Below are 12,865 nucleotides of genomic sequence, written 5' to 3'. Positions count from 1 at the left end.
CCGATTTCTCAGAACGCTGAGAACTCGCCGGCTCACGTGAGCTGGCTACTCACCGCGTCGGGTCGTCGCCGCGGGTGAGGTCGTCCCAGTTGTCGATCGCTGTGTCGCGGTCGAGGGTGATGGAGGTCGCGGAGTCGGGCGCGTCGGTGGTCGGCGCTTCCGCGGCGGGAGCGGCGGCGGCGCGGGCCTCGTCGTCGTCTGCGAGCTCCTCGCGGCCGAAGACCTCCTCGGCGGAACGGCCGTCCTCTCCGGCGAAGCGGGTCTGGTACTTGCGCGACGGACCGGGCCAGAGACGCGAGAAGACGACGACGGCCGCACTGGCCAGGATGATGAGCGCGCCCGCGACGACGGCCACCCACGGCCACAGCTCGATCGCGGTCGAATGCACCAGGCGGCGGATCGAGGAGTCGCCGGCGACCCCGGTCGCGGTGGTGATGGCGGAGGACGACGCGCCCACCGCATCCGACACCGCGCTGATGGCCGAGATGAGCACCGAGACGCCGAGCAGGAGCCCGAGCAGCGCGAGCACGATGCGGAAGACGGGACCGGCGATGGCCAGTGCCGCCGTCAGCGCCAGCCCGGCGAGCGACAGCGCGGTCAGCGCGGGCGCCGCCACCGACCCCGCGACGCTGATCGTGCTGGAGTGCTCGGCCGTGTCGGTCAGCCGGATGGTGAACCAGGGTTGCGTCGCCGCCAGCAGCGCGAGCCCGCTCCCCACGAGGAGGAGCAGCATCGTGGAGTACTTGACGCGGCGGCCGTTCACGTCCCCGGTCCTCACAGCACGCGCTTCATGGCGTTCGCCACGGCGACGGCGCGCAGCGGAGCCGCCGCCTTGTTCTGCGACTCCTGGAACTCGTTCTCCGGGATCGAGTCGGCCACCAGTCCCCCGCCGGCCTGCACCCGGGCGACCCCGTCCATGATCGTGGCGGTGCGGATCGCGATGGCGAGGTCCGCATCCCCCGCGAAATCGAAGTAGCCGATCACGCCGCCGTAGACGCCGCGCTGGACGGGCTCCAGCTCGTCGATGATCCGCAGCGCCATGGGCTTCGGCGCGCCCGAGAGCGTTCCGGCCGGGAACGTCGCCCGGAACACGTCGATCGCGGTCGCATCCGGCAGGAGGTCGCCCTCCACCGACGAGACGATGTGCATGATGTGGCTGAACCGCTCGATGCGCATGAACTCCGTCACCTCGACGGTGCCCGCCTCGCACACCTTGAGCAGATCGTTGCGGGCGAGGTCGACGAGCATCAGGTGCTCGGCGCGCTCCTTGTCGTCGGCGAGCAGCGAGGCCTCGAGGTCGAGGTCCTGCTCCGGCGTCGCGCCACGCGGACGGGAGCCCGCGATGGGATGCGTGAACGCGCGTCCCTCCTGCACCTTCACCAGCGCCTCGGGCGAGGATCCGACGATCTGGTACGGCTGTCCATCCGGCTTCTCGAGCGACAGCAGGTACATGTACGGGCTCGGATTGAGCGCGCGGAGGACGCGGTACACATCGAGCGCCGGAGCGGTGCACTCCAGTTCGAAGCGCTGCGAGATGACGACCTGGAAGATGTCGCCGTCGACGATGCGCTCTTTCGCCGTGACGACGGACGCGAGGAAGTCCTCCCGGCGCGTGCGGGAGATCGGGTCGGCCGGGATGCCGAGGTCGACGTCCTCCAGCCACGCCTCGGAGGGCTGCGCCAGCTCGCGCTGCATGCGCTCGAGGCGCTCCTGCGCATCCGCCCACAGAGCATCCGCGTCGGCGACGCCGTCGGCCAGCGCATTGGCGACCAGCTTGACGGTTCCGGTGCGGTGGTCCAGCACGACGAGATCGGCCACGAAGGCGAGCGCCTGGCCCGGCACGTCGACATCGGCGGGCGGGGCGTCCGGAAGCCGCTCGATCTGGCGGATCGCCTCCCAGCCGATGAACCCGACGAGACCGCCGGTGAGCGGCGGGAGCCCGGGGATGCGGTCGGTCTGCCAGCGGGCGTGCAGCGCGGCGAGGGCATCGAGCGGCCCGAGCGACGCCGCGGTGCCGAGCGCGCGCTCGGCGGGCAGCCCGTAGTCGAGCCAGTGCACGGCGTCGCCGACCTGGGTGAGCACGCCGAAGGACGACGCGCCGACGAACGAGAAGCGCGACCAGATGCCGCCCTGCTCGGCCGACTCCAGCAGGAACGTGCCCGGCCGGCCCGCCGCTAGCTTGCGGTAGATACCGACCGGCGTCTCCCCGTCGGCGAAGAGCTCGCGGATCACCGGGACCACGCGATGATCCGCGACGAGCGCGTCGAACGCGCTGCGCGTCGTCGTACCGCCCACCGTGTCGATCACAGGTCGGCCGCCTCGATCTCGGGGCTCGCGCCGACCACGGGCTCCAGCACATCCCCGTCGAAGCAGGTGCGCGTGCCGGTGTGGCAGGCCGCGCCGACCTGCTCGACGGTGATCAGCAGGGTGTCGCCGTCGCAGTCGAGCGCCGCGCCCTTCACGTACTGCACGTGCCCGGACGTGTCGCCCTTCCGCCAGTACTCCTGGCGGGAGCGCGACCAGAACGTCACCCGGCCCTCGCCCATGGTGCGGCGGAACGCCTCCGCGTCCATCCAGCCCATCATGAGCACCTCGCGGGTGTCCCACTGCTGGATGATCGCCGGCACCAGCCCGGTGTCGGTGAAGCGGATGCGCTCCAGCACCGCATCGGTCGTCGTCGCGTTCATCGGCGGACCTCCATCCCGGCCGCGGCCAGTTCGTCCTTCACCTGCTCGATCGTCAGCTCGCCCTGGTGGAACACGCTCGCCGCGAGCACGGCGTCGGCTCCCGCCTGGATGGCCGGAACGAAATGCTCCAGCGCCCCGGCGCCGCCCGAGGCGATCACGGGCACGCTGCTCAGCGCGCGCATCTCGCGGATGAGCTCCAGATCGAAACCCTCCTTGGTGCCGTCGGCGTCGATGGAGTTGACCAGCAGCTCCCCCGCGCCCAGCTCGATCGCGCGCGCGGCCCACTCCAGGGCGTCGAGGTCGGTCTCCGTCCGCCCGCCGTGGGTGGTGACCACGAAACCGGAGGGTGTCGCGGCCGAGCGCTTCACATCCAGCGACAGCACCAGCACCTGCGCTCCGAACCGGGCGGCGATCTCCGAGATCAGCTCCGGGCGCGCGATGGCGGCCGAGTTGACGCCCACCTTGTCCGCGCCGTGGCCGAGCAGCTTCGCCACGTCCTCCGGGCTGCGAACGCCGCCGCCGACGGTGAGCGGGATGAACACCTGCTCGGCGGTCGCCCGCACCACGTCGTATGTGGTGGCGCGGTCGTCGACGGTCGCCGTCACATCGAGGAAGGTCAGCTCGTCCGCACCCTGCTCGAAGTACCGCCTCGCGAGCTCGACCGGGTCGCCCTGATCGCGCAGGTTCTGGAAGTTGACGCCCTTCACCACGCGGCCGGCGGCCACGTCGAGACAGGGGATCACCCGGACCGCGACGCCCATCAGATCCGCGCAGCGTGGATGGAGGTGACCAGGATGGCGCGGGCGCCCAGCTCGTACAGGTCGTCCATGATGTGGTTGGTCTGCTCGCGCTTGATCATCACGCGGACGGCCACCCACTCCGGCTCGCCCAGCGGTGACACGGTCGGCGACTCGACGCCCGGGGTCAGCGCGACGGCCTTCTCCAGCAGTGCGACCGGCAGGTTGTAGTCGATCAGCACGTACTGGCGGGCGACCATGACGCCCTCCAGCCGGCGCACGAGCGTGTCGACGCCGGCGGCCGGCGTCGTGGACGAGACGAGCACGGCCTCCGACTCGAGGATGACCGGGCCGAAGATCTCCAGGCCCTGCTTGCGGAGGGTGGAGCCGGTCTCGACGACGTCGGCGACCGCGTCGGCGACGCCGAGCCGCACGGCCGACTCGACGGCCCCGTCCAGCTTGATCAGGGAGGTGCTGACGCCGTTCTCGCCGAGGAACGCGCCGACCAGGCCCGGGTAGCTCGTCGCGACGCGCTTTCCCTCCAGGTCGGCCAGCTCGGTGAACACGCCGGCCGGGCCGGCGAACCGGAACGTCGACGCGGCGAAGTCGAGGGCGGTGATCTCGGCGGCGGGCGAGCCGGAGTCGAGCAGCAGGTCGCGGCCGGTGATGCCGACATCGAGCGCGCCGGAGCCGACGTAGGTGGCGATGTCGCGCGGGCGCAGGTAGAAGAACTCGACGCCGTTGCGGGCGTCGGTGACGATGAGCTCCTTCGGATCGCGGCGGCCGACGTAGCCGGCCTCGTGCAGCATCTGCGCCGCGGTCTCGGAGAGGGAACCCTTGTTGGGGACGGCGATCTTCAGCATTCGCAGGTCTTTCGTGACGTGATCGGACGAGTGGATGGCCTCGTTGCGGTGAGAGGCGGGACCATCACAGATGTCGGTACACGTCGGCCGGTGTCAGGCCCTTCGCGAGCAGCAGGACCTGCAGGTGGTAGAGCAGCTGCGAGATCTCCTCGGCGGTCGCCTCGTCGGATTCGTACTCGGCGGCCATCCAGACCTCGGCGGCCTCCTCGACGATCTTCTTGCCGATGGCGTGCACGCCGGCGTCGAGCTCGCGGACCGTTCCGGAGCCCTCCGGGCGGTCCTGCGCCTTCCGCTCGAGTTCGGCGAAGAGGTCGTCGAAGGTTTTCACCCCTCCAGCGTACCGGTCCGCCCGAGGGGCGGTGCGCCACGGGTCCCGGCGGCGGGTCAGTGGATGTGCGGGAGGGCCGCGGCGCGGAGGGCCGCGATGCGGTCCGCCGGCTCGCCGCGGAACACACTGGAGCCCGCCACGAAGGTGTCCGCCCCGGCTGCCGCAGCCGTGACGATCGTCTCCTCGGTGATGCCGCCGTCCACCTGCAGCCATACGTCGAGACCGCGGGCCGCGACGGCCTGGCGCAGCGCGTGAAGCTTCGGCATGGTCTCCGGCATGAACGACTGGCCGCCGAATCCCGGCTCGACCGTCATGACGAGCACCTGGTCGAACTCCTCCAGCAGGTCGAGGTAGGGCTCGACCCCGGTGCCGGGCTTCACCGCGATGCCCGCCCGCGCTCCGATCGCCCGCAGTCGCCGTGCCAGCGCGACCGGGTCGTGTGCGGCCTCCGCGTGGAAGGTCACCGAGTACGCGCCGAGCTCCGCGTAGCCGGGCGCCCAGCGGTCCGGGTCGTCGATCATCAGGTGCACGTCCAGCGGCACGGGGCTCACGTCCTGGATGCGCCCCACCATCTGAGGTCCGAAGGTCAGGTTCGGGACGAAGTGGTTGTCCATCACGTCGACGTGCACCAGGTCGGCGGTCGCGATGCGCTCCACCTCGCTCTGCATGTTGACGAAGTCGGCGGCCAGGATGCTGGGGTTGATGCGGACGCGCGGGTCGATCCGGTCGGCGGGGGTCGAAGCCATGACTCCAGCCTAGGCGGAGCGCTTGCGGAGCAGCGCGATGAACATCGCATCGGTGAGGTGCCGGTGCGGCCACAGCTGGACCGTCTGACCGTCGCCCGCGAGATCGAGCCGCTCGACGGTCAGCGACTGCAACGCGTCGGCGGTCGCCTGCGGTTCGAGCAGGTCGCCGTGCCGCTCGCGCGCGTCGGCGATGACCCCGCGGGTCTCGGCGAGGTGCGGCGAGCACGTCACGTAGGCCAGCAGTCCCCCGGGCTTCAGCGCGGCGATCGCGGAGTCGAGCAGGGCCGACTGGAGCGCCGTCAGCTCGGCGACGTCGCGCGGGCTCTTCCGCCAGCGCGCCTCCGGCCGGCGGCGGAGCGCGCCGAGCCCGGTGCACGGGGCGTCGAGCAGGATGCGGTCGAACTCCTCGGGATGCTCGGCGCCGACGACCGTTCCGTCCTGTTCCCACACCGGTACCTCCAGCGGAACCGGGGCGAGCGCACGGCGCACGAGGTCGGCGCGGGCCGGGACGAGCTCGTTCGCGACCAGGGTCGCGCCACCGGCCAGCGCCTCGGCGGCCAGCAGCGCGGCCTTCCCGCCGGGACCCGCGCACAGATCGAGCCAGCGCTCGCCCGGCCGCACCGGCTCCGCGCGCGTCAGCGCGAGCGCGGCCAGCTGCGAGCCCTCGTCCTGCACGCGGATGCGACCGCCGGTCCTCTCCACGATGCCGAACGGGTCGCCCCCGCCGACGGTGAAGCCGGGAGGCGAGAACCGGTCGTCGCGCGCGTCGTCCGGCTTGTCGACCAGGCCGGGCAGCGCGATGAGGTTGACCCGCGGCGCGGTGTTGTCGGCCTCCAGCAGCTGCTCCAGCTCGTCCGCGCGCCCCTCGGCGTCGAGCGACCGGCGCAGCGCTCGCACCACCCAGACGGGATGCGAGTACAGCGCCGACAGGCGGTCGTCGTCGTTCTTCGCCCGCGCGGCCACCTCGTCCCGCCACTCGTCGGGGGTGTGGCGGCCGATCTCGCGCAGCACGCCGTTCACGAAGCCGCTGCCCGACCGGCTGCCGACGGCGCGCGCCAGCCCGACAGACTCGTTCACGGCCGCGTGCGACGGAACGCGCATCGACAGCAGCTGGTGCGCGCCGAGGCGCAGCACGTCGAGCAGCGGAGGGTCGATGCGGTCGACGGTGCGGCCCGCGGCGATCGCGATGACCCGGTCGTAGTAGCCCTGCATGCGCAGGGTGCCGTAGGTCAGCTCCGTGGCGAGGCCGGCGTCCGCCGCGGAGAGCCCGGCGCGCGCGATGCGCGTCGGCAGCAGGAGGTTGGCGTAGGCGTCCGACTCGCGGACGGCCTGCAGGACGTCGAGCGCGACCTGCCGCGCGGGCTGCACGCGGGTCTGCGGCGGGCCGGAACGCGGACGGTTCCTGTCGTCACGGCGGTCACGGCTCCGGTCTCCCTGCGGCGCGTTCATGCGAACACCACCCCGGTCGATCCGGCAGTGGATGCCGTCGCGGCGGAGGAGGCGATCCCACGCATCCAGTCGGCGGCAGGCATCGCGCGCCTCCCGGCCGGCTGGACGGTGACGAGCTCCAGCGGCGCCGTCCCGGTTCCGGCGAGCACACGCTTGCCGCGCAGCTCCACCGCGCCCGGCGGCAGCGGCTCCTCGTCGTCGGTCCTCCGCGCTGCGAGCACCTTGAACCGCTCCCCCTCCAGCAGCACGAACGCGCCCGGCTCCGGCGTCACTCCGCGCAGCCGTGCGTACACGCGCTCGGCGGGTTCGGTCAGGTCGAGCCGGGCGTCGTCGAGGGCGAGCTTCGGCGCGAGGGTGACCTCGCCGGTCTGCGGTGTGGCGACGGCCGTTCCGGCGGAGAGGGCGTCCACGGTGTCGGCCAGCAGGGTCGCGCCCTCGTCGGCCAGGGCGCCGAGCAGTTCGCCCGCCGTCTCATCCTGTCCGATCGGACGCCGCAGCTCGGCATAGACGTCGCCCGCGTCGAGCTCCGGCACCAGGTGGAAGACCGCAGCGCCGGTCTCGGTGTCGCCCGCGATCACCGCTCGCTGCACCGGCGCGGCACCACGCCAGCGCGGGAGCAGCGAGAAGTGGAGGTTGACCCAGCCGAGGCGCGGAAGCGACAGCAGCGGCTCGCGCACCAGGCCGCCGTAGGCGACGACGACGCCGAGGTCCGGCCGCAGCGCGGCTATCCGTGCCGTCACGTCCTCCCCGAGCCGGTTCGCCTTGACGACCGGCAGACCGAGCCGTTCGGCGGCCTCGGCCACCGGCGACGGCGTCAGCACGCGCTTGCGGCCGAGCGGCGCGTCCTCCCTGGTCACGACGGCGACCACCTCGTGCCGGGCCGCCACGGCCTCCAGGGACGGGATGGCGACGGCCGGCGTTCCGGCGAAGACGATGCGCATGGGAAAGGTTCTTTCGGTTCGGGACGGCGATCCAGCCTACTCCGCGGAGGTCCGGACCCACCGCGAACGGCGTCCCCGCCACAGGATCGCCGCTGCAACAGGATCGCCGCTGCTACAGGATTTCGGGGTCGTCGAAGCGCACCCGCAGGGTCGGCGCCGGACGGTACCCGGGTCGTCCTGCCGGGGCGCGGCGACGACGGGTCGCGTTCCTTACCACGGCGGCACGGACGGATGCGGCGACTTCGGCGCCGTGCGCATACTCGAAGCGCAGCACGGCCCGGACCAGGTCGGGCCCGGCCCGGGCGACGCGCGCCGACGGGCCGTCCGCCTCCACCGGTGCCGGCCCGAGAACGTCGATGAGCCGGCTGCGGTCCACCGCATCCAGCACTTCGGTCACGGTCGCCTCCGATCCGGTCACCGAGGCGAGCCGCACTGCGGGCGGGAAGCGCAGCTCGCGGCGGTCCGCCAGCTCCTCGCGGGCGAACTCCACCAGGCGACCGGTCGCGAAGTCGCGCGCCAGAGGTCCCCCGACGCCGACCAGCACGGTGGGAGCGCCGGGCGCCGCGAGCCCGGCGGCGCTCTGCCACCAGCGCAGGCAGTCCTCCGCGACGTGCAGGCTCTCGCGCGCCAGCATCCGCTCGCCGTCGAGCAGCAGCACCGCCTGGTAGCCGCCCTCGGCGATCGGCTCGGCGCCGCGTGTCGCGACGACGAGCGCCGGGGCGGAGCCGACGCGCTGCACCGGGTGATCGCCGTCGGCGAGGATGACGCGTGTGCCGGGGAACGCGCGCCCCAGCTCCTCCGCGGTGCGGCCGGAGCCGACCGTCACCAGCCGGAACCGCCGGTGCTCGCAGTGCTCGCACTGCCAGTCGGTCGCGAGCCGCCCGCAGACGGTGCACGACGGCGGCGAGCCGGCCCTGGTCTGGTGCAGCGCACCCTTGCAGTTCATGCAGCGGGCCGCCTGGCCGCAGTTCGCGCACGCGATCACCGGCGCGTAGCCCGGCCGGCCCACCTGCACGAGGACGGGGCCGCGCGGACGTCCGCTCTCGCCGTTCAGCGCTTCGCGGGCGGCGCGCCACGCGGTGGACGGGATGCGCGCGGCGCGGGCCATGGGCTCCGGCGCCTGCTGGTTGGCGGTGAGCACGACCTTCGGCGTCTGGAAGCGCTCCGGCGCGATGTCGCGCAGCCAGCCGAGTTCCACCAGGCGCTGCGCCTCGACGCTGCGGATGTTGCCGCTCAGCACCAGCGCGCAGCCTTCGAGCTCCTGCCGGACGAGGGCGGCATCGCGGGTGTGCACGTACGGGCTCAGCGGTTCGGCGTGGAGCGGGTCGCTGTCCTCCCAGACCGCGATGAGCCCCAGCCGCTCGGCCGGCGCGTACACGACGGAGCGGTTGCCGATCACGATGCGGGGGCCGGAGAGCGCCTCCAGGAAGCCGCGGTACCGGTCCGGGTTCGCCTGCCCGGCGTCGGCGCGGACGATCGCGTGCTCCGGCGCGGTCACGGCCAGGGCTGCGGCGAGCTGCTCCAGGTCGCGGTGGTCGGGAACGGCGACGATCGCGGTCCGGCCGCCGCGCCAGCAGTCGGCGGCCAGCGCCGCCAGAGTGACCGCCCACTCCCCGACCCAGGTCCCGTCGGGCAGCGGCACCAGGCGCGGGATGGCGCGGAGGGCGATGCGCTCGTCGCGCGCGACCGCATCCTCCAGCACTCGCTCTCCGTACCCCCGGACGGGCACGGCCGTCCCCGACAGCTCCTGAGTTTTTCGCCCCTCCGATGGCGTGTCGGGGCGAAAAACTCCGGAACTGTCGGCTTGAGCGGCCAGCCACGCCTTCTCGACGCGCACCATCCGGCCCGGGACAGCGAGGCGCAGGATGTCGCTCGCCGTTCCCGCGCTCCGATCGGCGAGCCGCCGCGCGAGCCGCCACACGCCCGGCGTGAGCACCCGCGCGGGCGAGACGACGGCCTCCAGCGGGCTCAGCGTCCCCTCGTACCCGTCGTCCGGGTCGCCGACCTCGACCAGGTAGCCGTCCGCCACCCGGCCGGCGGAGCGCAGCGGAACGCGCACGCGCACGCCCGGCTGCGCGTCGGCGGCCAGCTCCTCGGGGATGCTGTAGTCGAAGAGGTGGTCGAGCTGCGGGAGCGGCGAGTCGAGGACCACCCGGGCGACCCGTCCGGCCGCCGCCACCGCTAGATCCCCGCGGCCGAGCGCAGGTCGTCGACGCGGTCGAGCCGCTCCCAGGTGAACTCGGGGAGCTCGCGGCCGAAGTGGCCGTAGGTCGCCGTGCGGGCGTAGATCGGACGCAGCAGGTCGAGGTCGCGGATGATCGCAGCGGGCCGCAGGTCGAACACCTCGCGGATCGCGCCGATGATGCGCTCCTCGGGCACCTTCGCCGTGCCGAACGTCTCGACGTAGAGCCCGACCGGCGCCGCCTTGCCGATCGCGTACGCGATCTGCACCTCGAGCCGGTCGGCGAGACCGGCCGCGACCGCGTTCTTCGCCACCCACCGCATGGCGTACGCCGCCGAGCGGTCGACCTTCGACGGATCCTTGCCGGAGAACGCGCCGCCGCCGTGGCGCGACGCCCCTCCGTAGGTGTCGACGATGATCTTGCGGCCGGTGAGGCCCGCGTCGCCCTTCGGGCCGCCGATCTCGAAGCGACCGGTGGGGTTGATCAGTGTGCGGATGTGGGAGGTCTCGAGCCCTGCCGCGTGCAGCACCGGGTTGATGACCTCCTCGATGACCTCCGCCTGCAGCTGCTCGTTGGAGACCTGCGGAGCGTGCTGCGTCGAGAGCACGACGGTCTGCACCGACTTCGGCACGGCGCCCTCGTACCCGACGGTCACCTGCGTCTTGCCGTCCGGGCGGAGGTAGTCGAGCGTTCCGTCCTTCCGGACCGCGGCGAGGCGCTCCGCCAGGCGGTGCGCCAGCCAGATCGGCAGCGGCATGTACTGCGGGGTCTCGGTGGTCGCGTAGCCGAACATGATGCCCTGGTCGCCTGCGCCCTGCCGGTCGAGGTCGTCGTGGCTCTGCTCCGCGCGGGTCTCCAGAGCGTTGTCGACGCCCTGCGCGATGTCGGGCGACTGCGCGCCGATCGACACGGACACGCCGCACTGGGTGCCGTCGAAGCTGACATCGGAGGAGTCGTACCCGATCTCCACGAGCTTGTTGCGCACCAGGGCCGGGATCTCGACGTAGCCGCTCGAGGTGACCTCGCCGGCGACATGGACGAGACCGGTGGTGACGAGGGTCTCCACGGCGGCGCGGCTGTGCGGGTCGACGGTGAGCAGCGCATCCAGGATGCTGTCGGAGACCTGGTCGCAGATCTTGTCCGGGTGCCCTTCGGTGACGGACTCGGACGTGAAGAGACGCAGATCTGCCATTGTTCTCCCTGGTCGACGGGGCGCTTGTCTCACGACCGGATGCCTCCGGCGTGCGCGTGCTTACGCGATGACGTCGAGGATACGGTCGGCCACCGACAGCTTGCTGCCCGAGGCCTCCATCACTATATCGCCGCCCTTGCGCAGGACCACGACCTCGTTGCTCTCCGTTGCGAAGCCCTGCGACCAGCCCACCTGGTTGAGCACGAGGAAGTCGCTGCCCTTGGCGGCGAGCTTCGTCCGGCCCAGCTCGATGAGGGCCTGCGGGTCCGGCTCGGTCTCCGCCGCGAACCCGACGACGACCTGGTCGTCGCGCTTGTGCGCGGACAGCCCGGCGAGGATGTCGGGGTTGGCCACCAGCTCCAGCGTCAGCGTGTCGCCGTGGTCCGACTTCTTGATCTTCGCCTCGCGGGTCTCGGCCGGACGGTAGTCGGCGACCGCGGCGGTCATGACGACGACGTCGGCGGCGCGCGCGGCCTCCTCGACCGCCTCCTGCAGTTCGAGCGCGGTCTGCACCTCGATCAGCTCGACGCCCTCCGGCGGATCGACCTCCAGGTGCGCCGCGATCAGGACCACGTCGGCACCGCGCGCCTGCGCGGCGCTCGCGATGGCGACGCCCTGCCGGCCGCTCGAGCGGTTGCCGAGGAAGCGAACGGGATCGAGCGGCTCACGCGTCCCGCCCGCGGTCACGACGACGCGCTTCCCCGCGAGGTCGACACCACCGCGCGGACGACGCGCCGCCTCGTTGGCGCGGCGGCGCTCCGACAGCACGACCACATCGTTGACGGCGGTCGCCTCGGCCGGCGAGCCCGCGGGAAGGGCGACGGGCGCGTGCGCGGGCGCCTCGACCGCGCGTGGCATCGCGCCGGCGGCCCGCAGAGCCGCCCGCACGATCACCTCCGGCTCCTCCATGCGGCCCGGGCCGGAGTCGGCTCCGGTCAGCTGGCCGCTCGCGGGGCCGACGACCGTGACGCCGCGGCTGCGGAGGGTGGCGATGTTCGCGACCGTCGCGGGGTTCCGCCACATCTCGGTGTGCATCGCCGGGGCGATGACGAGAGGAGCGGTGGAGGCGAGGACGGTGTTGCCGAGCAGGTCGTCGGCCAGCCCGGCAGCGAGCTTGGCGATCGTGTTCGCGGTCGCCGGGGCGATGACGATCAGGTCGGCGGACTGCCCGATCGCGACGTGACGCACCTCGGCCACGCCTTCGTAGAGATCGGTCGCGACGGGATTGCGGCTGATCGCCTCGAGCGTCGGCCTGCCCACGAACCGCAGGGCGGCCTCCGTGGCGACGACGTGCACCGAGTGGCCCTCGAGGACCAGGGCGCGGATGACACCGACGGCCTTGTACGCGGCGATGCCGCCGGTCACTCCGACGACGATGGTCAATCGTGGGCTCAACGGCGGCACCTCTCCTCGGCCGGGCCCTCCCGGCTGCGGTCGTCCTGCGGTGTTGTCTTCTGCCTGGGTCCTACTCGGCGGCGGCGATCGGCTTCAGGACGAGCTTGTCCTCGTTGATCTCGTGCAGCGCGACCGACAGCGGCTTGTCGTCGACGGACGAGTCGACCAGCGGGCCGACGTTGTCGAACAGGCTGCCCTCGTGGAGGTCGGCGTAGTAGTCGTTGATCTGACGTGCCCGCTTGGACGCGAAGATCACGAGCGCGTACTTGGACTCGACTCGGGAGAGGAGGTCGTCGATGGGCGGGTCGATGATGCCGTTGTTGCTGGTGGCCATGCGGGGTGCT

13 protein-coding genes are annotated in these 12,865 nt (G+C 72.5%); all 13 read right to left on the bottom strand.

All coding sequences use genetic code 11. The annotated features are described in order from the left end of the window. Positions 1–49: 49 nt before the first annotated feature. The 13 genes from BLW09_RS07450 to rpoZ all read right to left on the bottom strand — a co-directional run bounded on the left by BLW09_RS07450 (position 50) and on the right by rpoZ (position 12,855). Complete coding sequence (locus tag BLW09_RS07450; RefSeq protein WP_231947120.1) at positions 50–763, bottom strand: Trp biosynthesis-associated membrane protein; 714 nt, start codon at positions 761–763, stop codon at positions 50–52. Between the two features lie 11 nt (positions 764–774). Further along, positions 775–2,307 (bottom strand): anthranilate synthase component I, encoded by a 1,533-nt coding sequence (locus tag BLW09_RS07445; RefSeq protein WP_089910536.1) that lies wholly within the window; start codon positions 2,305–2,307, stop codon positions 775–777. Further along, positions 2,304–2,687: a phosphoribosyl-AMP cyclohydrolase gene (gene hisI, locus BLW09_RS07440; protein ID WP_089910533.1), complete on the bottom strand. Its 384-nt coding sequence runs from the start codon at positions 2,685–2,687 to the stop codon at positions 2,304–2,306. The genes BLW09_RS07445 and hisI overlap by 4 nt, the downstream gene beginning before the upstream one ends. After that, the gene (gene hisF, locus BLW09_RS07435) at positions 2,684–3,448 is read right to left on the bottom strand and encodes an imidazole glycerol phosphate synthase subunit HisF (RefSeq protein ID WP_089910530.1); all 765 of its coding nucleotides are present in this window, start codon (positions 3,446–3,448) and stop codon (positions 2,684–2,686) included. Before hisF ends, hisI begins: the two co-directional genes overlap by 4 nt. Continuing rightward, positions 3,448–4,287: an ATP phosphoribosyltransferase gene (hisG, locus tag BLW09_RS07430; protein ID WP_089910527.1), complete on the bottom strand. Its 840-nt coding sequence runs from the start codon at positions 4,285–4,287 to the stop codon at positions 3,448–3,450. The genes hisF and hisG overlap by 1 nt, the downstream gene beginning before the upstream one ends. Before the next feature lie 64 nt (positions 4,288–4,351). Beyond that, a complete protein-coding gene (locus BLW09_RS07425; protein WP_089910525.1) occupies positions 4,352–4,615 on the bottom strand; it encodes a phosphoribosyl-ATP diphosphatase in 264 nt (87 codons plus the stop codon). A gap of 56 nt (positions 4,616–4,671) precedes the next feature. Beyond that, positions 4,672–5,361 carry a ribulose-phosphate 3-epimerase gene (rpe, locus tag BLW09_RS07420; RefSeq protein WP_089910522.1) on the bottom strand — a complete coding sequence of 230 codons (690 nt, stop codon included), beginning with the start codon at positions 5,359–5,361 and terminating at the stop codon, positions 4,672–4,674. A gap of 9 nt (positions 5,362–5,370) precedes the next feature. Beyond that, on the bottom strand, positions 5,371–6,810 hold the full coding sequence (locus tag BLW09_RS07415) for an RsmB/NOP family class I SAM-dependent RNA methyltransferase (RefSeq protein WP_089910519.1): 1,440 nt from the start codon (positions 6,808–6,810) through the stop codon (positions 5,371–5,373). After that, complete coding sequence (gene fmt, locus BLW09_RS07410) at positions 6,807–7,751, bottom strand: methionyl-tRNA formyltransferase (protein ID WP_089910516.1); 945 nt, start codon at positions 7,749–7,751, stop codon at positions 6,807–6,809. Before fmt ends, BLW09_RS07415 begins: the two co-directional genes overlap by 4 nt. Before the next feature lie 112 nt (positions 7,752–7,863). After that, positions 7,864–9,930 carry a hypothetical protein gene (locus tag BLW09_RS07405; protein WP_089910514.1) on the bottom strand — a complete coding sequence of 689 codons (2,067 nt, stop codon included), beginning with the start codon at positions 9,928–9,930 and terminating at the stop codon, positions 7,864–7,866. A 2-nt stretch (positions 9,931–9,932) separates the two neighbouring features. Further along, positions 9,933–11,126, bottom strand: a complete 1,194-nt coding sequence (gene metK, locus BLW09_RS07400; protein WP_089910511.1) for a methionine adenosyltransferase — start codon at positions 11,124–11,126, stop codon at positions 9,933–9,935. A 60-nt stretch (positions 11,127–11,186) separates the two neighbouring features. Next, on the bottom strand, positions 11,187–12,509 hold the full coding sequence (locus BLW09_RS07395) for a bifunctional phosphopantothenoylcysteine decarboxylase/phosphopantothenate synthase (RefSeq protein WP_089910508.1): 1,323 nt from the start codon (positions 12,507–12,509) through the stop codon (positions 11,187–11,189). A gap of 82 nt (positions 12,510–12,591) precedes the next feature. Beyond that, positions 12,592–12,855 (bottom strand): DNA-directed RNA polymerase subunit omega, encoded by a 264-nt coding sequence (gene rpoZ, locus BLW09_RS07390; protein ID WP_089910506.1) that lies wholly within the window; start codon positions 12,853–12,855, stop codon positions 12,592–12,594. Positions 12,856–12,865: the final 10 nt, after the last annotated feature.

This window comes from Leifsonia sp. 21MFCrub1.1 (genome assembly GCF_900107895.1).
Taxonomy (GTDB): domain Bacteria; phylum Actinomycetota; class Actinomycetes; order Actinomycetales; family Microbacteriaceae; genus Leifsonia; species Leifsonia soli.
The sequence above is the reverse complement of the archived record's forward strand: the minus strand, read 5'-3'. Positions and strand labels throughout refer to the sequence as shown.